Source organism: Marinobacter arenosus (assembly GCF_019264345.1).
Lineage (GTDB): Bacteria > Pseudomonadota > Gammaproteobacteria > Pseudomonadales > Oleiphilaceae > Marinobacter > Marinobacter arenosus.
Genome location: NZ_JAHVAO010000001.1, coordinates 1,140,020 through 1,160,749, shown reverse-complemented (window position 1 = coordinate 1,160,749; position 20,730 = coordinate 1,140,020). Strand labels below are relative to the sequence as shown.

Here is a 20,730-nt window from a genome sequence, read left to right as displayed (position 1 = left end):
CACTCTCCTTTTCGGGCTTATTGCGGTTCACGCTGGTGCCAGTCGGTCACCTGCTGGAATTGATGGGCGGCGTTCAGCAGTCGGGCCTCGGAGAAATAGTCTCCAATAATCTGCAGACCAACGGGCAGTCCGTCCACGAAGCCGGCAGGCACCGACATGGCAGGAACGCCGGCCAGGTTGATGGCGATGGTGAAGATGTCCTCAAGGTACATGGTCACCGGGTCATTGGTCTTTTCGCCGAGCGCAAAAGCAGGGGACGGAGTCGTCGGGCTCATGAGGACGTCAACGTCCTTGAAGGCGTTGATGAAGTCCTGCTGGATCAGCCGGCGCACCTTTTGGGCCTTGAGGTAATAGGCGTCGAAATAGCCGGCGGACAGGGCGTAGGTGCCCACCAGAATGCGGCGCTTCACTTCCGTGCCAAAGCCCTCGGCGCGGGTGCGAGTGTAAAGATCCATCAGGTCTTTCGGATCTTCACAGCGGTAGCCATACCGCACCCCATCGAAGCGTGACAGGTTGGCGGATGCCTCGGCCGGCGCGATCACGTAGTAGGCCGCAATGGCCAGTTTGGCGTTCGGCAGCGACACGTCTTTCACCGTGGCGCCAAGCTTCTCGTACTCCCGGACCGCGGCCCGAACCTGCTCTTCCATGGCGGGACTGAGTTGGTCCGAGAAATATTCTTTGGGCAAGCCAATCCGTAGGCCTTTCAACGGCTCATTCAGAGTGGCGGTGTAATCCGGAACCGCGCGATCGACTGACGTGGAGTCCTTCGGATCGAAGCCGGCCATGACGTTGAGCATCAAGGCGTTATCTTCCGCGGTGCGGGCGATGGTGCCACCCTGATCAAGGCTGGAGGCGAAGGCGATCATGCCGTACCGGGAGACGCGACCATAGGTGGGCTTCAGGCCCGTCACACCGCACAGCGCCGCGGGCTGGCGGATGGAGCCGCCGGTATCGGTGGCAGTGGCGGCCGGCACCAGTCGTGCGGCAACGGCGGCAGCGGAGCCGCCGGACGACCCGCCCGGCACCCGTTTCTCGCCTTTGCTCAGTCCCCAGGGGTTGGTTACCGGGCCAAAATGACTGGCTTCGTTGGAGGAGCCCATGGCGAACTCGTCCATGTTGGTCTTGCCCAGGCACACCGCGCCGGCCCTGCGAAAGTTAGCCGTGACCGTGGCGTCATAGGGTGGTACGAAATTCTCCAGCATTTTTGAGCCGCACGTGGTTCGCACGCCGTTCGTGCAGAAAATGTCCTTGTGGGCAAGGGGGACGCCAGTCCAGGGCGTCGCGTTGCCGGCCGCCCGCTGTTCGTCGGCGGCTTTGGCGTCAGCCAGGGCCTGCTCTTCGGTCACGGTAATGAAGCTGTTATACCGGGTGTCTTCCTGCTTGACGCGGTCAAGGAACTGTTGCGTCAGCTCCACGCTTGAAATCTTGCCGCTTTCCAACTCCCGGGAAAGCTCTGCTACGGATTTGTTGTGCATGATGATTCCTGAAATCGCTGGTCGTCAGATCACTCAATAACGCGGGGCACGAGATAAAGGCCGTTCTCGGTGGCCGGAGCAATGGCCTGGAAGGCTTCCCTTTGATTGGTCTCGGTTACCTCGTCCGGACGCAGGCGCTGGACAGCGTCCAGAGGATGGGCCATGGGCTCGACGTTCTCTGTATCGGCGGCGCTGAGTTGGTCGACCAGGTCAAGAATGTTTCCGAGGTCGTTCTCCAGGGCCGAAATCTGCTCATCGTCCACACGGATGCGGGCGAGCACAGCGACTTTTTCGATGTCCTCACGGGAAATGGTCACGCATTGTCTCCCTGATAAATGAAGTGTCTTTAATGAAAGTCCTTTGAGCCCACTGGCGCCACCTGACATCGGGGCGGCCGGCGCCTGCTTTCCAAAACTCTGCCGAGCCACATATGGCCGCGCCCAAGCGCCTCGTGGAGGTGCTTGCAGGGGTTTCGGAGCGCGTTCTTCGAGCGGCCTTTCACCTTGGATAGAAAAGAAAGAGCGTATGGTAACAGATTCGAACACGGGCGGGAGGGCCCAAGGTATGGGGGGAATGTGTGAACCGTAAGGCGCACGGCCTTTTCGCGCCTTGCCTGCAGGGGTGCTCGCTGCTAAAGTTGCCGCATCTTTTCTGCGACTGCAACTCTCAGGTTGAAACTACACGAATGTTGATCAAAAGACTCCGAGGCTTATTCTCCAGCGACCTGTCCATCGACCTGGGCACCGCAAACACCCTTATTTACGTGCGTGAGCGAGGTATTGTGCTGAACGAGCCGTCTGTTGTGGCCATCCGCACCAATAACTCCCAGAAAATGGTGGCAGCCGTTGGGGCAGAAGCCAAGCGCATGCTGGGGCGTACACCGGGGAACATTACCGCCATCCGGCCGATGAAGGATGGGGTGATCGCAGACTTCGTAGTGACCGAGAAAATGCTGCAGCACTTTATACACAAAGTGCACGAGAACAGCTTCATCACGCCCAGCCCCCGGGTTCTGGTGTGTGTGCCCAGCAAATCGACCCAGGTTGAGCGCAAGGCCATTCGTGAGTCCGCCCTGGGCGCAGGCGCGCGTGAGGTGTTCCTTATTGAGGAGCCGATGGCCGCCGCCATCGGTGCCGGTCTGCCGGTCGAGGAGGCCAGCGGTTCCATGATCGTCGACATTGGCGGTGGTACCACCGAGATCGCGATCATCTCCCTGAACGGCATTGTTTACGCCGAATCCGTCCGGGTGGGCGGTGACAAGTTCGACGAGGCGATCGTGACCTACGTCCGTCGCAACTACGGCAGCCTGATCGGTGACTCCACCGCCGAGCGTATCAAGCACGAAATTGGCTGTGCGTACGAGGGGCTCGAAATTCGCGAGATCGACGTTCGCGGCCGCAACCTTGCCGAAGGCGTTCCCAGGGCCTTTACCCTGAACAGCGAGGAGATTCTCGACGCGCTGCAGGAGTCCCTGGCGCAAATCGTTCAGACCGTGAAGAGCGCACTGGAGCAGTCGCCGCCGGAACTGGCTTCCGACATCGCCGAGCGTGGTATCGTGTTGACCGGTGGTGGTGCTCTGCTCAGAGGCCTGGACAAGCTGCTTAGTGAGGAAACCGGGTTGCCGGTTATCATCGCGGAAGACCCGCTGACCTGTGTCGCCCGAGGCGGTGGCAAGGCGCTGGAAGTGATTGATCGGGGTGGCATCGGAATGTTCTCCCAGGAGGGATAATCCTGTAGGGAGGGATCGCCATTAAGACCATCTTTGTCCAGGGCCCGGTACCGGGTTTCAGACTCTTTCTCATTGTCATCGTATCGGCAACCCTGGTGGTTGCCGATGCGCGTTTCGACAAGCTCTCCTTTGTTCGCAGTACCATCGCGACAGGCCTCGCTCCTGTTTATTGGCTTGGCAACGCCCCCTACGAATTCAGCGACTGGGTGGCTGGTCTCTTCGTCAATAAGGAAGACCTCCAGCAGGAAAACGAGGATCTCAAGGCTCGCCTGATGATTCTTGAGCGGCGGGCGCTCAAATACGCCGCCCTTGCGTCCGAGAACAACGAATTGCGCCGGTTGATGAATTCCTCCGAAGTGCTGGATGACCGCGTCATCGTGGGCGAGGTTGTCGGCGTCTCGCCGGATCCGTTTTCCCACGAAATCATCATCAACAAGGGTGAAAGTGACGGCCTCAGGCCGGGCCAGGCCGTTCTGGATGCCCATGGGCTGATGGGGCAGGTGGTCCAGACCAGCCAGATCACGTCCCGTGTCCTGCTGGTGTCAGACAGCAGTCACGCCGTGCCGGTCGAAGTGGTGCGAAACGGGCTCAGGGCCATTCTGCTGGGCACGGGTGACACCAACGCGCTGGATCTCGTTCACGTTCCGGACACGGCCGATATCCGTGAGGGCGATCTGCTGGTCAGTTCGGGCCTGGGAGGTCGGTTCCCCCGTGGCTATCCAGTCGCAGAGGTCGGGCTGATCAATAAGGAGCCTGGAGAACCGTTTGTATCCATCGAAGCCATTCCCCGGGCGCAACTGAATCAGAGCCGGTTGGTGCTGGTCGTCTTCCCGCCAACCGTGGCCGAGGAAACCCCGGCGGATGACGGCGGAGAAACGGCGGGCGACGCCGATCAGGATACCGGACAGGAGGGAGCGGGCTGATGTTGTCTGTAATCAGTTATCCGGTATTTGCCCTGTCTGTCATCGTGGCCCTGGTGCTGAGCATCTCGTTGTTCCCGGTGGGCTGGTTTGAGTTCCGGCCGGAATGGGTCGGTCTGGTTGTGTTCTACTGGACCTTCCGGGCGCCCGCGCAATTCGGCATCTTGCTGGCCTGGTGTCTGGGGCTGTTGCTGGACGTGCTTGAAGCTACCCCGATGGGCGTCAATGCCCTGGCCATGGGGTTGATTGCGTTCCTCGTTCTGACGGTGCACCAGCGGCTTCGAATGTACCCCATGCCTCAGCAGTGCCTGATGGTGTTCCTGTTGCTGGGCATTAACCAGATGCTCGTTCACTTCATCAAGCAGATGCTGGGCGGCGACGATGCGGGCTTCAGTTATCTGTGGCCAGCGCTGACCAGTGCTTTGGCCTGGCCTGTCTTTTGTGTCCTGCTGGACAACATCAACCGCAAGTTGGGTTAGGCATGGCGTCGATCATCCTTGCATCGGCCTCGCCACGGCGGTCAGAACTGCTGCAGCAGATTGGTGTGACCTTTTCGGTCCAGCCCGCTGACGTGGATGAAACGCCCCGGCCCGGGGAACCCCCAGAACACTATGTGGAACGCCTGGCCAGGGATAAGGCCCTGGCTGTCTCGGGCTCCTCGCCCGGCGTCCTGGTGCTGGGCTCCGACACCTCGGTTGTTCTCAATGGGGTTATCCTCGGGAAACCAGCCAACCGCGACGAGGCGGTCGAGACCTTGCTGACGCTCTCTGGAGCCACCCATCAGGTGATGACCGCCGTGGCTCTGGCTGAAGACGATCGATGCCAGTCTCGGGTGGTGATCACTGAAGTCACATTCCGATCGCTCTCGCGGGCTGAAATTGAAGCCTACGCCGCCAGCGGCGAACCGATGGACAAGGCTGGAAGCTATGGAATTCAGGGTCTTGGTGGTATTTTTGTCAGTAAACTACGGGGCAGTTACAGTGCTGTGGTGGGTTTGCCGCTGCTGGAAACTGCGGCCCTGCTGGCAGATGCCGGTCATCCGGTCTGGGAAAGCTGGCCAAACAGTCTGGAGAGCGGAACATGAGTGAAGAGATCCTGATCAACGTGACTCCCGTGGAAACCCGCGTGGCGTTGGTTGAAAACGGGATGTTGCAGGAAGCCTACATTGAGCGCACCAGTCGCAAGGGCATCGTTGGCAACATCTACAAGGGCAAGGTGGTCAGGGTGCTTCCCGGCATGGAAGCGGCGTTTGTGGATATTGGCCTGGAGCGCGCCGCGTTTATTCATGCCTCCGACGTTGTGTCCCAGTCCGGCGGCGACGAGCCCAGTGACGGGCCGAAGACCGTGCCGGATATCCGGACACTGCTGCGGGAGGGGCAATCCCTGGTGGTCCAGGTTACCAAGGACCCAATCGGTACCAAAGGTGCCCGGCTGACCACGCAACTCTCCATTCCGTCCCGTTATCTGGTGTTCATGCCCGGCGTCAATCACGTCGGCATCTCCCAGCGGATTGAAGACGAAGCCGAACGCACCCGGTTGAAGACCCTGGTGGAAGAGGCGGCGGCCGAAGAAACCGAAGTGCAGGGCGGTTACATCATCCGGACGGCCGCAGAAGCCGCATCGCCCGACGAACTGATCGGTGACATGACCTACCTTCACCGCCTCAGTCAGTCTATCCATGAACGCATTGCCCGCGTTCAGGCGCCGGCAGTGATTTATCAGGATCTCCCGCTTTTTATCCGGACCATCCGCGATCTCATACGCCCGCAAACGGAAAAAGTGCGGATTGATAGCCGGGAGAGCCATCAGCGGGTGATGGAATTTGTCGAGGAGTTTGTTACCGAGTTTTCCGACAAGGTGGAATATTATCCGGGTGAGCGCCCGATTTTTGATCTCTACTCGGTTGAAGATGAAATCCAGAAAGCGCTCAGCCGTAAGGTCCAGCTGAAGTCCGGCGGCTACGTGATCATTGATCAGACCGAGGCGATGACGACCATCGACATCAATACCGGTGGGTTTGTCGGGCATCGGAACCTGGAAGAGACGATATTCAAGACCAACCTCGAAGCGGCCCGGTCGATCAGCCGGCAATTGCGCCTGCGCAACCTCGGCGGCATTATCATCATTGATTTCATCGATATGGAGGATCCTGAGCATCAGCGTCAGGTCCACCGTATGCTGGAAAAGATGCTTGAGCGGGATCATGCCAAGACCAAGATCACCGGGGTCTCGGAACTGGGCCTCGTAGAGATGACCCGGAAACGAACCACGGAGAGTCTGGGGCAGGTCCTGTGCGAGCCTTGTCCGATCTGCGATGGTCGCGGTTTCCTGAAGACCAGCGAGACCGTGTGCTACGAGATCTTCCGGGAGATTCTCCGGGTTAACCGGGCCTACGAGGCCGAGAATTATCTGGTGATGGCATCGCAGAGCGTGGTTGACCGCCTGCTGGATGAAGAGTCAGACAATGTCGCGGATCTCGAGACCTTTATCAGCAAGACCATTCGCTTTCAGGTGGAACCGTTCTACAGTCAGGAGCAGTACGATGTTGTCTTGCTCTGATCCGAGGGCTGTCTGTCGGCGCGGGGAGTAGGCCCATCTGATGTCACCCGCTGATCGCGAGTCCCCAGTACCGGATCATCAGGTTGAAAGTCCGCCGGTCAGGTTCGCCGCGCGGGTGTCCAGCCTTGTCTGGTGGTTTCTTCTGTTCGTGCTGGTGGTCTTTGCGCTGTACGCAGGGGTGGGGCGCCAGCTCACCCGCAATGTTGACGCCTTCGCCGATGACCTCGCCGCCGAATTGTCGACCCGCCTTGGTCAGGATGTCGCCATCGGCAGTCTGTCCTCTCGTTGGTTCTGGCTGGATCCCTCGTTTACCGCGGAACAGATTTCCCTCACCAATCCGGATTCGGGGCTGACCGTTGCCCGTGTTGACCATTTACGTGTCCGGTTCGACTTCCTGTCCTCCCTGAGCCGATTGCGGATTGTTTTTGAGGATTTCGAAGTCGACGGTGTCGAGCTGACGCTGAATCAGTCCCCGGCAGGACAGGTGGGCGTAAAAGGCGCTGATCTGCCAGAGCCCGTTAACAACCGGCTCAAGTACTGGCTCGAACTGGCGGGTGAGTGGCTGTCTGAGCCCTACGTCAAAATCACTCGATTCAACCTAGGGATCCAGGATAACGAGGGGCACCAGCGCCATGTGTACATACCCCAGCTGGATCTCGTCTATCGACAGGGACTTTTCCGGGCGTCAGGGCGCGCCATCAAATCCGGAACGACGGAGCAACTGGCCAGCTTCAGTCTGGTCGGGCGGCATTTCTTCCGGGGTGATTTTACCGGCCAGCTTTACCTGGACGTGAACTCTGGCCGGCTTTTTGACGGTCTGATAGACCAATACCACTGGCGGGACATCCGTGTTGAAGGCTTTGATCTCGGTGGTGAAGCCTGGCTCACCTTCCGCGACGGTCAGATCCTGCAGGTGAGTGGAACCCTGGAAACGCCCTACCTGCAATTGGGGGTTGGGCAGGCTTCCCTTGCCCCCATTGAGAACATCCGAGCGCGTTTTGGCTGGCGCCGATCCCAGGGGGCGCTGTCGGAGACGTCCTCGACCCCGGAGGACGGCCCGCATGAGACCGACGGGCCGGGCGAGTGGCACCTGCAACAGCTTGAATGGACCTGGAATGGCGATGACGTGTCTCCGTTCAGTTTGCGGCTGGCGCCGGAAGCGGGCGGTCTCCGGGTTATTGCCGATGCCCTGCCGCTCGGGCCCACTCGTAGGCTCCTGTCGTTATTGCCACTCGTGCCTCCCAAGGGCGCGGACGCACTGCAGAACTACCGCCCCGATGGTTATCTGGACCGGGTGTCCCTCTGGTTGCCGAGAGCGGAGGCAAACCGATTCGAGTTATCCGGAAACCTCCGCGATATCAGTATCCAGGCCTACGGAGGCGCTCCCGGCATCCAGGGGTTGTCCGGTTCGCTGTACCTGGACCCGGGCGCCGGGTACGTCGACATTCACGACGCCGAGGGTCCGGTGACCCTGGAATTTCCGGAACTGTACGAGGGAAGCTGGACGTTTTCCGAGTTCGAGGGCCTGGTGGCGTGGCAGTTGGATGGCGCGATTACCCGGGTCTTCGCCGACAACCTGCGCATGGCCTATGGCGAGAACACCCAATTCTCCGGCGCGTTTGATCTGAAGCTGGACCGGGAGGGCGAGGATAACCTGGGGCTGCGGGTCGGCGTTGGGAACGCGACGGAGTCCATGTTGGCGGAGTTCGTGCCGTCAAAGGTGGTGAACCCGGAGCTTTATCAATGGTTGACGACATCGATACGGACCGCCGACATTGTGTCAGGCGTCTATTACGGTCACGGGCAGATCGGTTCGGATGCGCCACGAGGCTCGTTCGCCTCGTCCATGCGATTCGATTTCGAGAAGGCGTCGGTGCTTTACGATGAGCGTTGGCCGGAGATCTCGGGGGCACGTGGTCGGGTAGTGGTCAATAACCTGGAAACCACAGTAACCCTTGAGCAGGGGCGGACCGGAGGTCTGACGCTCTCACCCAGCACGGTCAGCGTTATGCCGGAAGCGGGTGACACCGTGGTTCGGGTCGACGCCTCAGCGGAGGTGCCTGGCGACGCTGTGGGCTTCTGGTTGAGCAACAGTCCGCTGGGAGACATGGCGGGCTCCGAGGCTGCATCGCTTGAATTCGGTGGTTCCTACCAACTGAACCTCGGCCTGGACGTACCCCTCGCAGGTAGTCGGGATGTGCTGGTTGAGGCGAGCATCCTGGCCAGCGACGCGTCTGTGGCGTACTCGCCTGCGGGCCTTTCGTGGGAGGGGCTTAGTGGGGAGCTGACTTACCACTCTGTTGATGGTTTTTCAGGGGGACCTCTGACGGCGAGCTTCTTCGGTAATCCTGTGGCCATCCGCTTGGCCCGGAGTGTGTCCGGCGAGGCCCTGTCAGTTCGCCAGTCTGGCCAGCTTTCCATGGCGGACGTACTTTCGGCGACGGGCCTTGCTCCCGATACCACGCTTGGGCTCAGCGGTGTCCTGAGTTATTCCGCCGCCCTCGATGTTGGAGCCGACGCCACGTCCGTGATTAATGTCCGTTCGGACCTTCAGGGCGTCGCCGTAGATTGGCCTGACCCGCTGGCCAAGGGGGCTGAGGAAGCCGCGCCATTGCTGGCAACCATCGACCCGCGAGCGGCAGAGGGCATCCGAATAGCCGGCGATTGGGAGAACCGCGCGTCTTTCGAGCTGTTGTGGACGGACATAGGCCTGGATATGGACATTGGCCACCTTTATCTCGGCGCCCACACCCTTAGGGACATTCACATCGAGACGCTGGACCTTGGCGATCGCTGGGTGGTTAGTACGCGGTCGGAGCGCGCGGTGGGTCGTATGGTCGTTCCTGACGATGGTACGGCCGTTACGGCCGATTTCGAGGTCGTGAGGTTGGTTCGCGACGACGAGGCCCGGGAAGAGGCGCCTGAGCTGCTGTCCATCGAAGAGCAGATCGAGGCGTTTCGCTCACTGGATATGGGCGACTGGCCCGATGTGAACATCACCATTTCCGATCTTCAGTTGAACCGGGAATCCATGGGGCGCTGGGCATTCCAGCTTCGCCCGGAGCCTTACCGGTTGAATGTCGAGGGAATTGAGGGGCGGCTTAACTCGCTCACGCTGCTTGGGGACATGACCTGGAGCATCATTGATGACCGCGAGGTAAGCCGATTCGCCGGTACGGTGACCGGCGGCGCGCTGGCAGATCTGAACGAGCTCCTGGGGGCCGACATTCCGCTCACCAACAAGGCCACCAACATCGAGCTGGATCTGGACTGGCCAGGTCGGCCGGATGAAATCTCGTTTGCCGACATGAGCGGGTCGGTCAGCCTCCGGCTGGATGAAGGCATGATTCTGGAGCAGAACAACACCGCCCAGCTGTTCCGGGTGTTTAATCTCTTAAACGCCGATACCCTGTGGCGCCGTCTCAAGCTGGACTTTTCCGATCTTTATGAGCGGGGGGTCGCCTTTGATGCGATCTCAGGCAAGGCGCAGCTCATAGACGGACTCATCACCATGGATCCGGAACTTCAGGTGGTCGGGCCCTCTGGTGCGTTCAAGCTGAGTGGCTCGACCGACATCGCCAAGGAGACACTCGACATGCGCCTTGTGGTGGTTCTGCCGCTGACCCAGAATTTGCCTTTGGCCGCGCTACTGATGGGAGCGGGCGCGCCGATCGGCGGCGCTTTATTTGTCCTCGACAAGATTCTGGGCGATCCTTTGAGCAAGCTGACCAGCGCGTCCTACGGTGTAACCGGCACCTGGGACGACCCACAGGTAGATCTCCAGCGGGTATTCGATACCGGCGAATAGCAGGAGCCTTATATGACCAACACTGTTTCTGCCCGGGTTGCCGCCATCCAGATGGTGAGTACCCAGGATATAGAGGCCAACCTCAATGAAGCGCGCCGATTGCTTGCCGAGGCGGCCAGCAAAGGCGCTTCGGTGGCGGTGTTGCCAGAAAACTTTGCGGTTCTGGCGACCCATCAGATGGTGGATTGCGGGCGCGTCGAGGCCAGTGACCAATCGGTCATCCGAGCCTTTCTGGCGGAGCAGGCAAAAAACCTGGGGCTGTGGATTGTGGGCGGTTCTCTTCCCCTTGCCGCGCGGCCCGATGGTTCCAGCATAGAAAGCCATGTTAGGGCTACGTGCCTGGTTTTCGACGCGCAGGGGCGGGAAGTGGCCCGGTACGACAAAATCCACCTGTTCGATGCCGTGGTGGATGACGCTCACGGGCAATATCGGGAATCCGACACCTTTGAGCCCGGCGAGCGGGTAGTGACCGTTGACACCCCAGCTGGCAAGCTCGGCCTGGCCATCTGCTATGACCTTCGGTTTCCGGAGCTTTTCCGTGCTCTGAGGGAGCAGGGCGCTGAGTGGGTATGTCTGCCGAGTGCATTCACCTGGCAAACCGGGGATGCCCACTGGCATGCCCTTATCCGTGCCAGGGCCATAGAGAACCAGGTGTGGGTGGTTGCACCAGGCCAGGGTGGCCAGAACAGTGAACGGCGGCGCACCTATGGCCATTCCCTGATCTGCGATCCGTGGGGGAAGGTGGTGACCGAGCTGGCTGAAGGGCCGGGGGTGGTGGCCGCTGAACTGGATTTAGAGCAGCTCAAACAGTTGCGCAAGCGCATGCCCGTCTGGGAACACCGCCGGCTATAGGGCCGGCGGCAGCTGAGGATCAGTGGGTCGATTCGGCGTCGTCAATGCATTCACGCAGGTAGCGGAAGAGCTTGCGGGACTGGCCCGTGTTTTTCTGCTTCTCGACATCTTTCCGCGCGTTTCGTGCCAGATTGCGCAGGTGTTGCATATCGGCGGTCGGGCAATAGCTGAAGAATTCTCCCACCACGGAGTCCCCCTCGGCGATCATCCGGTCGCGCCAACGTTCGGCAAGGTGATGGCGCCGGGTGTGCTCCTCGCTGCCGGCATCGAAGGCATCAATAGCCCGCTTCAGGGCGTCCGGATCGTCTTCCTGACGAATGATTTTGCCAACGTATTGCAGGTGCCGGCGCTTGGCCTCGTTTTGTCGAATGCGGCGAGATTCCTCGATAGCGGCCCGCAGGGTGTCGCTGATCGGTAAGGTGTCGAGCTGGTCATTGCTCAGGTCGAGCATGCGTTTGCCGATGTCCTGCAGCGCATGCATCTCCCGCTTGAGCTGGGATTTGCTCTTGCCAAATTCTTCCTCGTCGTCGTACTGATCATGCTGACTCATGGTGAATCCGTTGCTAGTCGGTCATTGGTCATCGATTACGCGTAAAACACGGTGGCAAGGCCGAGAAAGGCCATGAAGCCGACCACATCGGTAACCGTGGTAAGTATCACGCTCCCTGCCAGCGCGGGATCGATATTTCTGGATTTCAGGAACAGGGGCAGAACGGTGCCCACAAGGGCTGCGGCCACCAGGTTGATGACGAGAGCCGCGGCAATCACCGCTCCGATGAGCAGATCCTGGAACCACGCCGCCGCGGCGGTGGCAACAACCAGGGCCCAGAACAGCCCGTTCAGGGCGCCCGACAGAAACTCCCGGTTCAGCAGCCAGCCGACGTTGGCGCCGCTGATCTGGCCTACCGCCATGCCTCGAATCACCAGTGTGAGTGTCTGGCTGCCGGCAATGCCGCCCATGCTGGCAACAATGGGCATGAGGACGGCCAGAGCCACCACTTTGGTGATGGTTTCCTCAAACAGGCCAATGACCGCCGAGGCGATGAACGCCGTGATCAGATTGATGCCGAGCCATACCGCCCGCCGCCGGGTGGTTTTCCAGACCGGGGCGAAGGTATCCTCATCCTCATCGAGACCGGCCATGCTCATCAGCGAGTGGTCGGCATCTTCACGGATAACATCGACCACGTCATCGATGGTGATGCGGCCCAGCAGTCTGCCATCCTCGTTCACCACCGGGGCCGAGATCAGGTCGTAGCGTTCGAACAGCGTCGCGACCTTGGTATCCGAAAGGGATACCGGGATGGGTTCGATGTCTGTGTCCATGACTTCCCGCACGGTGGACGCGGGATTGGATACCAACATCTTGGTGATCGGCAGCATGCCGATGAACTCGTCGCGACGGCTGACTACGATCAGGCTGTCGGTCATCGGGGGCAGGTTGCGGTGTCTGCGCAGGTAGCGCAACACAACGTCGATACTGATGTCCGGGCGCACCGTAATGGTGTCCGTGTTCATCAGGCCGCCGGCGGTGTCCTCGGGGTAGGAGAGTACCTCTTCGACACGCTGGCGATCCTGCTCATCCATGGTGTCCAGGACTTCCTGGATCACCGTGTCCGGTAATTGCTGGAGCAGGTCGGCGAGATCGTCCGACTCGAAATCTTCGATGATATCCGCCAGTTCCTGGGCATTCAGCTGGCTCAGGAAGTAGCCACGGATATCGTCACTCAGGTACTGGAGGACTTCCCCTTCCAGTTGTTTGTCCACCAGGTTCCAGAGCAGGGCGCGCTGGCGGGGCGGAGACGATTCAAGCAGGTGGGCGATATCACTGGGGCTCAGGCCGCCATTCAGGATGCGGGCAACCTGCTTCAGGGCACCACTGTCCAGGGCCTCGCTCAGGGAGCGAAGACGTTGGCGGGCCTGGCTTTTCTCCAGAATATCGGTCATGGATCACCCACAGTCAGAAAACGCCTGTATTATAGCGGAGTTAGGAGTCAGACGTGAGAGAGAGTTGTAGGTGAATTCCACAGAACGCGACGGCACCCCTCCGGGCACCAAATCCTTACTCGCCCTCGCCGAAATAGTCGTTGATTAACGCCGTCAGGGCGTCAATGGCGGCTTCCTCATCCGGACCGTCGGCGATCAGTTCGACATCGGTACCCTGGCTGGCGGCAAGCATCATCACCTGCATGATGTTTTTTGCGTCCACGTCCCGGCCTTTGCCGCTGATTCTCACGCTGCTGTCGAACTCAGAGGCGGTCGCCACCAGTTTTGCGGTTGCCCGGGCATGAAGCCCAAGCTTGTTGATGATGGTAATGGGACGACGAATCATGGCGCGTTCAGATCTCTCCCCGGGCCTGCAGATGAGGTAGCTCGGTGTGACGAACCTGAACGTTGCTGTAGGTTTCCCGGAAATGTTTGCACAGTTGTTCGCTCACGTACACTGAGCGATGCTGACCGCCGGTACAGCCAATCGAAATGGTCATGTAGCTGCGATTGCTGTCGGCGAAGGATGGCAGCCAGGTTTCCAGGAAGCTGGTCAGGTCGCTGATCATTTTACCCGTGGCCGGTTCCTTCTCGAGAAAATCAATCACCGGTTGATCGGTACCAACGAATTTCCGCAGGCTGTTATCCCAATAGGGGTTGGGCAGACAGCGCACGTCGAACACATAATCTGAATCGAGAGGGACGCCGTGTTTGAATCCGAACGACTGGAACAGAAGGGCGAGTTCCTGATCCTTGCGGCCGACAACACGTTGCTTGACCATGTCTCTGAGTTCGTACATGGACATGCCCGTCGTGTTCACGTAGAGGTCGGACAGCTTGGACAGTGGCTCCAGAAGCTTCTTTTCGTTGCTGATCGCTTCGCGCAGTGAAGTCCGGTCGTCGCTCAGCGGGTGTTTTCTCCGGGTGGCATGAAAGCGTTGCAGCAGAGACTGTTCGTCAGCATCCAGGAAGATGATTTCGACGGTAACGCCGGTTTCCTGCAGTTGATGGTAAATCACCTCGAAGTTGGCGAGCTCCCCGGACAGGTTGCGGGCATCAATACTGACGGCCATTTTGTGGAGCCGCCCGGGCGATTCCTGTGCGGCCGCTTCTCGGGTCAGAGGAAACAGCAGTCCGATGGGTAGATTATCGATGCAGTAGTAACCGAGATCTTCGAGCACATGAAGCGCCGTACTCTTGCCGGAACCGGATCGGCCACTCACGATGATCAGTTTCATGGGAACGCTGTCTCCACTCTCTGGGATGTCACTCGGACGCCGTCGTCATTCGCTTGTACAGAGCGGCGGCGTCATCGCACTGCCGAAGTCCATCGCAGAACGCCCGCTCGTTGAACTTCTCCGCCAGCTGACTGAGCAGTTCCAGGTGCTCGCTGGTGGCCTCTTTGGGCACCACAAGGGCAAACACCAGATCCACGGGCTGGTTATCAATGGCGTCGAAATCGATGCTTTCCTCAAGGGTTAGCAGAACGCCCACCACATGATCGAGTCCCTCCAGCCGGCAGTGGGGTATGGCAATACCCTGGCCGATACCGGTGCTGCCAAGCCGCTCCCGGGACACCAGGTTGTTGAAGATCTGGGTCTCACTGAGCGAATCGTCGTGCCGGTGGATCTGATCGGCAATGAATTCCAGCACCCGCTTCTTGCTTGATGCCGGTACCCGGCACAGGGTCAGCTCCGGTGCAAGGATGTTGTCTATGGTCAGGGATGTGTCGCTCATGAATCGACTGCAATTCCGTTAAAAAAAGGCTGCGGCAGGTTCTCCATGCCGCAGCGCGATGAGATGACATGCTTGAAAACGGGCGGTTAACGAGAGCCGTTTCCGTGCATCCGGTCTACGTTCTTTTCCTTGTGCTTGAGGATCTGTCGGTCCAGTTTGTCGATCAGCCCGTCGATCGCTGCGTACATATCCTCGTTTTCAGCCTTTGCGTGAATATCACCACCAACCACGTGCAACGTTGCTTCCGCCATCTGACGCACCTTTTCCACCTGCAGGGTAACCTGGCAGTTACTTATGTGGTCAAAGTGGCGCTCAAGTTTCTCGAATTTTTCTGAGACGTAATCCTTCAGTGCGGGAGTCAGTTCTACGTGATGGCCTGAAATGTTGAGTTGCATAGGCGTCTCCTGTTGTCATCATGCCGGTCCCCAAAAGGCCGGGCTGAGGGCTGGCGCACACTGCGCCGGCAAAGTTTGGCTCAGGGGGAGCGCTGTTCTTGCCAGTGCTCTCCTAAACCAGTCTTTTTCGCTCGTTAGAGGGTGGAATATGCATCGCTTCCCGGTACTTGGCGACGGTTCGACGGGCCACCTTGATGCCCTGTTCCCCTAGCATGGCTGCAATTTTACTGTCACTCAACGGCTTTTTCGGCGTCTCGGCCGCGATCAGCTTCTTGATCATTGCACGGATGGCTGTTGATGAACATTCCCCGCCTTCATCGGTACTTACGTGGCTGGAGAAAAAGTACTTGAGCTCGAATATTCCCCGTGGCGTGTGCATGTACTTCTGCGTGGTAACCCGGGAAATCGTCGATTCGTGCATTTCTACCGCCTGCGCTATGTCTGAAAGGATCAGCGGTTTCATGGCTTCTTCGCCCTGATCCAGAAAGCCTTGCTGGTGCTCGACGATGCGCGTCGCCACTTTCAACAGGGTTTCGTTGCGGCTTTGCAGGCTCTTGATAAACCATTTGGCTTCCTGGAGTTGATCCCGGAGGTAGGTGTTATCGGCGCTGCTGTCGGCTCGCCTTATAAGAGAAGCATAGCTCGCATTGACGCGGATGCGTGGTGCAATTTCAGGATTTAGCTCGACCCGCCATCTGCCGCTGTGTTTGCGGACGATGACATCGGGGATCACGTAATCGGGTTCGGCGCGATCAATCACATCCCCCGGCCGCGGATTCAGCCCGGTAATCAGGGCCAGGACTTCCCGGAGCTGGTCTTCCTTGAGTCGGCTGCGACGCAGTAACTGGGCGTAGTCACGGTTGCCGAGCAGATTGATGTAGTGGGTGATAACGAGCCGGGCCTGGGCCAGCCAGGGTGTCGCCGGCGGCAGCTGGTTCAGCTGGATAAGCAGGCATTCCTGCAGGTCCCGGGCAAACACTCCGGGTGGGTCGAAATGCTGAAGCCGGTGCAGAACGGCCTCCACTTCGTCCAGTTCAAGCGGGTCTTCCTCGGTTTCATCCAACAGGCCGGCGTGGATTTCGTCCAGCGGACTGGTCAGGTAGCCCCGTTCGTCGACTGCATCCATCAGGGCGTGGGCAATGGCCTGGTCGCGCTCGCTCAGCGGGGTCAGGTTCAGCTGCCACTCAAGGTGGTCCTGCAGCGTTTCACTCGGCGAGTTACGGGTTTCGAAGTCGTGATCGTTTTCGTCGTCGTTGCGGGCGGCGGGGGCAGGGGCGGACTGATAGATGTCGTCCCAAGCGGTATCGACGGGAAGATCGTCGGGAATGTTGTCGGGAATCTCGTTTTCAGAGGCCCAGTCCGGACCATTCTCCGACTCATCCCAGTCTGTACTGGTCTCCGAGCCTGAATCCGCCGCCGTGTCCGCGGCTTGTTCTTCGTGGCTGGTGTCTTCGCTGGACGCGGCTTCGGCCTGGTCGTCGTCCTCAGAGGTTTCCAGCATCGGATTGGATTCCAGGGCTTGCTGGATTTCCTGCTGCAGATCAAGGGTGGATAGCTGTAGTAGCCGGATCGCCTGTTGCAGCTGGGGCGTCATGGTCAGGCTTTGACCCAGCTTTAACTGTAAAGAGGCTTTCATAACCATGGTTCAGGATCCGTCACTCATCAGGCTCTGCTTTACCGTTAGTTCAAAAAAATTGTTGCGTGCCGGTTACTTGCCTCTGTCTGAAAACAGCCTAGCAAGTTCTTTGCCGAGTTTACTTGCTCGGGTTCTTCAACACAATCAGACAGCGTTGTTCACAGTCGGAATTCATTACCGAGGTAAACCTCTTTGACTTGCTGGTTCGCGAGAATCGCTTCCGAGTTGCCGGATGCAATGATGTGGCCCCCCGACACAATGTACGCCGTTTCACAGATGTCCAGGGTCTCCCGCACATTGTGATCAGTGATCAGTACGCCGATGCCCTTATCCCGAAGGTGACGGATGATGTGCTTGATATCGCTCACCGAGATGGGATCAACGCCGGCAAAGGGTTCGTCCAGCAAAATAAAGGCCGGCTCCATGGCCAGGGCCCGGGCAATTTCGACACGCCGGCGTTCCCCGCCAGAGAGCGCCATTCCCATGCTGTCGCGGATGTGGCTAATGTGGAATTCCTCGAGCAGCTCCTCCAGTCTCCTGTCCCGGTCGGCCCGACTCAGGCCTTTGCGGGTTTCGAGGATTGCCATCAGGTTGTCGCGAACCGTCAGTTTGCGGAACACCGAGGCTTCCTGTGGCAGGTAGCCGATCCCCTTTCGGGCGCGCCCGTGCATGGGCAGTGGCGTGACGTCCTGGCTATCGATGGTGATGCGGCCGCGATCAGCCGGCACCAGCCCAACGATCATGTAGAAACAGGTGGTCTTGCCGGCACCGTTGGGGCCCAGAAGCCCGACGATCTCGCCGCTGCGGATCTCCAGGGAGACATCCAGAACCACTTTTTTGTGCTTGTAGCTTTTCGCCAGGTTACTGGCTCTCAGAACTGCCATCGGATCCCTGTGTGCTGCTGGTACTGCGTGGCTGAATGATCATCTCGACACGGCCACCGCCGGTTTCGGTCTTGGTGCCGCCTTCGGCGGTTACCACCCGACGGACGGTATCATAATGAATGACATCACCTCGGAACAGGTTTCCATTCTGCTCAATGATTGCTTCCCGTTCAAAAGTCAGTCGGTTCTCGTCGGCACTCCAGGTGATGTTCAGAGCCCTGGCATCGGTTTCGCCTTCGCCGTTGCGGGTGGGTTGCTGGTATCGGGCGGGCTGGCCAGAGGCTTCGACCCTGCTCAGGCCATCCACGTTGCGATAGAGTACAACCCGTTCCGCCGTGAGCCGAGTCCTGCCTTGAACCAGTTCGACATCACCGGTGTAGGTGGCGATGCCCTTGGCGTCGTCCAGTCGGGCGTTGTCCGCGCTCACCGTGATCGGCAACTCCGAATCCAGGCTGAACGCGCCGGCGGGCCCGGAGAGGGTCAGGGCAAGTGTTATCGCCAGCAGCGTTCGAAGTCGGTTATTTGCCAGTCTCATAGCGTCCTTCCACCTGGGAATTGAGTTCGAGAATGCGTTCGTCGATCCAGGCTCTCATGCCTTTGGCCCGGGTAACGCCAATTTTGTCGGTAATGGTGACCGGAGCGTCGGTGTAGACCGTGCCAAGGTCATTGTCCAGCGTCAGGGTCGTGGTCGTCAGGGTGGCTTCCCGCTCACCGACGGTTCGGACGACCCGCACATGATCGGTCAAATAGAGAATGCCTTCATTCTGCAGCAAGCTGCCGTTCTCCGCCTCGACAATCCATGGAGGAGTGTCCGGCTGGCCAAACAGTGTCGCCCGTGGCGCTTTCATCGTGGCGACATTGCCCTCTTCGAACTGTTCGATCCGCGGGCTGGTGAACTGGATTTTCAGGTTGCCGTCCTCATCATAGGAGGTGTAGCTGCCGTTGATCACGAAACCGTCCGGCTCGGTTTCACCCCGAAGAACCGACGCTTCATCCGACACCATGGGCGGTTCGTCGCTGCGCCACATCAGGAATACGGTCGCCGCGATGGTGCCGCCCAGGGCCAGAGATCGCAACCAGGGACGATGTTCCAGCGTGAGCGTGGAAAACAGGCCGCTTTTCTCTTCGACCTCAACGGTCTCATTCTCGCCGGGAGAGGCGTCGCTCATGCTTCGGGCTCCAGGTATTTCGCCAGGGCATTATCAAGCCTGCCCTGTGCGGTCAGCAACATGTCGCATGCCTCACGGACAGCCCCATTGCCGCCCGTGGCCTGCGTGCAGTAGTGGGCGTGTTCCCGCACCAGCCAATAACCGTTGGGAACCGTAATGCCAAGGCCGGCGTAGCGGATCGCGGGCAGGTCAGGCAGGTCATCCCCCATGTAGGCGATGGCTTCGGGCGCAATGTTCAGGGTGCTGACCAGTTCCTGAAGGGCGACTCGCTTGTCTTCCCGTCCCTGCATCAGGTGTGGGATGCCGAGGTCCCGCATGCGCTTCTCGGTCAGCGGTGATTGGCGCCCGGTAATCACCGCCACGGTAATGCCGGCCGCCATCAGTTGCTTCAGGCCCAGGCCATCCAGGATATTGAAGGCCTTCAATTCGTCGCCGCTGGCGCTGAAATAGAGTTTGCCGTCGCTCATGATGCCGTCCACGTCGAGGGCGATCAGGCGAATGCGGGCGGCTTTTTCCAGGAGTGCGCCGGACCAGTTGGTCCGCAATGGGCTGCTGTGGATGGCCATCAGATCACTCCCGCCCGAAGCAGGTCGTGCATGTTGATGGCGCCGACCAATTCTCCCTGGTCGTCGGTGACGGGCAGGGCGTTAATCTTCATTTCTTCCATGATGTTCAGTGCTTCGGCCGCCAGGTGGTCGGCCTGGATGGTTTTGCCGTTGTGGGTCATGACCTGTTCAATCGGCGTGACGTGAACATCGACGTTCTTATCGAGGGTGCGGCGCAGGTCTCCGTCGGTGAACACGCCGGTCAGTTTGCCGGCTGCGTCCACCACGGTGGTCATGCCCAGCCCCTTCTGCGAAATTTCCAGCAGAGCTCCGCTCAACGGTGTGCCTTCGGGGACTCTCGGAATCCGGTTGCCGGTGTGCATGATGTCGGAGACGCGAAGTAGCAGGCGCCGCCCGAGGCTGCCGCCGGGGTGGGAGAGTGCGAAATCTTCGGAACTGAATCCCCGGGCCTCAAGCAGCGCAACCGCTAGCGCATCGCCCATCACCAGCGTCGCGGTGGTGCTGGAAGTGGGCGCCAGTCCCAGCGGGCAGGCTTCGGTTTGAACGCTGACATCAAGGTTGGCCACGGCTTCCCGGGCAAGGGTGGAGTCTGCATTGCCGGTCATGCTGATCAGGGGGGCGCCCATGCGCTTGATCAGGGGCAGAATGGTAACCACTTCACTGGTGTTGCCGCTGTTGGAAATGGCAATGACCACGTCCTGACTGGTGATCATGCCGAGATCCCCGTGACTGGCCTCGCCAGGGTGGACGAAAAACGATGGGGTGCCGGTGCTGGCCAGTGTCGCGGCAATCTTGTTGCCGATGTGGCCGGATTTGCCCATGCCGGTGACGACCACCCGTCCCTTGCAGGCCATGATGACCTCGCAGGCTTTGATAAAATGGTGATCAATGCGCGCTTCCAGGGCATCAATGGCTTCGCGCTCGATACGAATGGCCTGGATCGCGGAAGTGCGGAAATCCTTTGCGCTCTGTTCAGTCATCGGGATAGGGGCCTGGTCTGCTTGGGTGGTCTCG

Annotated in this window: 21 protein-coding genes; 7 read left to right on the top strand and 14 right to left on the bottom strand. The window is 59.6% G+C overall.

The annotated features are described in order from the left end of the window. Window positions 1–17 precede the first annotated feature (17 nt). Both gatA and gatC read right to left on the bottom strand, forming a co-directional pair. Window positions 18–1,475 carry an Asp-tRNA(Asn)/Glu-tRNA(Gln) amidotransferase subunit GatA gene (gene gatA / locus KXD86_RS05295; RefSeq protein WP_218635015.1) on the bottom strand — a complete coding sequence of 486 codons (1,458 nt, stop codon included), beginning with the start codon at window positions 1,473–1,475 and terminating at the stop codon, window positions 18–20. A 29-nt stretch (window positions 1,476–1,504) separates the two neighbouring features. Beyond that, complete coding sequence (gatC, locus tag KXD86_RS05290) at window positions 1,505–1,792, bottom strand: Asp-tRNA(Asn)/Glu-tRNA(Gln) amidotransferase subunit GatC (RefSeq protein WP_218635014.1); 288 nt, start codon at window positions 1,790–1,792, stop codon at window positions 1,505–1,507. Window positions 1,793–2,163: 371 nt separating this feature from the next. Between gatC and KXD86_RS05285 the strand changes: the two genes are divergently transcribed. Genes KXD86_RS05285 through KXD86_RS05255 form a run of 7 tightly spaced genes read left to right on the top strand, consistent with a single transcriptional unit; the run spans window position 2,164 to window position 11,343 of the window. Beyond that, window positions 2,164–3,204 carry a rod shape-determining protein gene (locus tag KXD86_RS05285; RefSeq protein ID WP_218636732.1) on the top strand — a complete coding sequence of 347 codons (1,041 nt, stop codon included), beginning with the start codon at window positions 2,164–2,166 and terminating at the stop codon, window positions 3,202–3,204. Between the two features lie 29 nt (window positions 3,205–3,233). Continuing rightward, a complete protein-coding gene (mreC, locus tag KXD86_RS05280; protein WP_218636731.1) occupies window positions 3,234–4,127 on the top strand; it encodes a rod shape-determining protein MreC in 894 nt (297 codons plus the stop codon). Next, a complete protein-coding gene (gene mreD / locus KXD86_RS05275) occupies window positions 4,127–4,603 on the top strand; it encodes a rod shape-determining protein MreD (RefSeq protein WP_218635013.1) in 477 nt (158 codons plus the stop codon). Before mreC ends, mreD begins: the two co-directional genes overlap by 1 nt. 2 nt (window positions 4,604–4,605) lie before the next feature. Then, window positions 4,606–5,208, top strand: coding sequence for a Maf family protein (locus tag KXD86_RS05270; protein WP_218635012.1), 603 nt, complete (start codon window positions 4,606–4,608; stop codon window positions 5,206–5,208). Further along, complete coding sequence (gene rng / locus KXD86_RS05265) at window positions 5,205–6,683, top strand: ribonuclease G (RefSeq protein WP_218635011.1); 1,479 nt, start codon at window positions 5,205–5,207, stop codon at window positions 6,681–6,683. Before KXD86_RS05270 ends, rng begins: the two co-directional genes overlap by 4 nt. 40 nt (window positions 6,684–6,723) lie before the next feature. Beyond that, window positions 6,724–10,491 (top strand): YhdP family phospholipid transporter, encoded by a 3,768-nt coding sequence (locus KXD86_RS05260; protein WP_218635010.1) that lies wholly within the window; start codon window positions 6,724–6,726, stop codon window positions 10,489–10,491. 12 nt (window positions 10,492–10,503) lie between these two features. Beyond that, on the top strand, window positions 10,504–11,343 hold the full coding sequence (locus KXD86_RS05255; RefSeq protein ID WP_218635009.1) for a carbon-nitrogen hydrolase family protein: 840 nt from the start codon (window positions 10,504–10,506) through the stop codon (window positions 11,341–11,343). A gap of 19 nt (window positions 11,344–11,362) precedes the next feature. Here KXD86_RS05255 and yjgA read toward each other — a convergent pair whose 3' ends face one another. From yjgA to KXD86_RS05195, 12 genes are all read right to left on the bottom strand, one after another. Beyond that, window positions 11,363–11,893, bottom strand: coding sequence for a ribosome biogenesis factor YjgA (gene yjgA / locus KXD86_RS05250; protein ID WP_218635008.1), 531 nt, complete (start codon window positions 11,891–11,893; stop codon window positions 11,363–11,365). A 35-nt stretch (window positions 11,894–11,928) separates the two neighbouring features. Then, entirely contained in the window at window positions 11,929–13,290 is a 1,362-nt protein-coding gene (mgtE, locus tag KXD86_RS05245; RefSeq protein WP_218635007.1) for a magnesium transporter, read from the bottom strand. A gap of 115 nt (window positions 13,291–13,405) precedes the next feature. Next, on the bottom strand, window positions 13,406–13,675 hold the full coding sequence (locus tag KXD86_RS05240) for an HPr family phosphocarrier protein (RefSeq protein ID WP_218635006.1): 270 nt from the start codon (window positions 13,673–13,675) through the stop codon (window positions 13,406–13,408). A 7-nt stretch (window positions 13,676–13,682) separates the two neighbouring features. Further along, complete coding sequence (rapZ, locus tag KXD86_RS05235; protein ID WP_218635005.1) at window positions 13,683–14,567, bottom strand: RNase adapter RapZ; 885 nt, start codon at window positions 14,565–14,567, stop codon at window positions 13,683–13,685. Between the two features lie 28 nt (window positions 14,568–14,595). Further along, on the bottom strand, window positions 14,596–15,066 hold the full coding sequence (ptsN, locus tag KXD86_RS05230; protein ID WP_218635004.1) for a PTS IIA-like nitrogen regulatory protein PtsN: 471 nt from the start codon (window positions 15,064–15,066) through the stop codon (window positions 14,596–14,598). A gap of 86 nt (window positions 15,067–15,152) precedes the next feature. Next, window positions 15,153–15,461, bottom strand: coding sequence for a ribosome hibernation promoting factor (hpf, locus tag KXD86_RS05225; RefSeq protein WP_203300215.1), 309 nt, complete (start codon window positions 15,459–15,461; stop codon window positions 15,153–15,155). A 112-nt stretch (window positions 15,462–15,573) separates the two neighbouring features. Then, a complete protein-coding gene (locus KXD86_RS05220) occupies window positions 15,574–17,097 on the bottom strand; it encodes an RNA polymerase factor sigma-54 (protein ID WP_228739322.1) in 1,524 nt (507 codons plus the stop codon). Between the two features lie 158 nt (window positions 17,098–17,255). Continuing rightward, the gene (gene lptB, locus KXD86_RS05215) at window positions 17,256–17,981 is read right to left on the bottom strand and encodes an LPS export ABC transporter ATP-binding protein (protein ID WP_218635002.1); all 726 of its coding nucleotides are present in this window, start codon (window positions 17,979–17,981) and stop codon (window positions 17,256–17,258) included. Beyond that, window positions 17,959–18,516 carry a lipopolysaccharide transport periplasmic protein LptA gene (gene lptA, locus KXD86_RS05210; protein ID WP_218635001.1) on the bottom strand — a complete coding sequence of 186 codons (558 nt, stop codon included), beginning with the start codon at window positions 18,514–18,516 and terminating at the stop codon, window positions 17,959–17,961. Before lptA ends, lptB begins: the two co-directional genes overlap by 23 nt. Further along, window positions 18,500–19,150 (bottom strand): LPS export ABC transporter periplasmic protein LptC, encoded by a 651-nt coding sequence (gene lptC, locus KXD86_RS05205; protein WP_218635000.1) that lies wholly within the window; start codon window positions 19,148–19,150, stop codon window positions 18,500–18,502. The genes lptA and lptC overlap by 17 nt, the downstream gene beginning before the upstream one ends. Then, complete coding sequence (locus KXD86_RS05200) at window positions 19,147–19,716, bottom strand: KdsC family phosphatase (RefSeq protein ID WP_218634999.1); 570 nt, start codon at window positions 19,714–19,716, stop codon at window positions 19,147–19,149. The genes lptC and KXD86_RS05200 overlap by 4 nt, the downstream gene beginning before the upstream one ends. Beyond that, window positions 19,716–20,696 carry a KpsF/GutQ family sugar-phosphate isomerase gene (locus KXD86_RS05195; protein ID WP_218634998.1) on the bottom strand — a complete coding sequence of 327 codons (981 nt, stop codon included), beginning with the start codon at window positions 20,694–20,696 and terminating at the stop codon, window positions 19,716–19,718. Before KXD86_RS05195 ends, KXD86_RS05200 begins: the two co-directional genes overlap by 1 nt. Window positions 20,697–20,730: the final 34 nt, after the last annotated feature.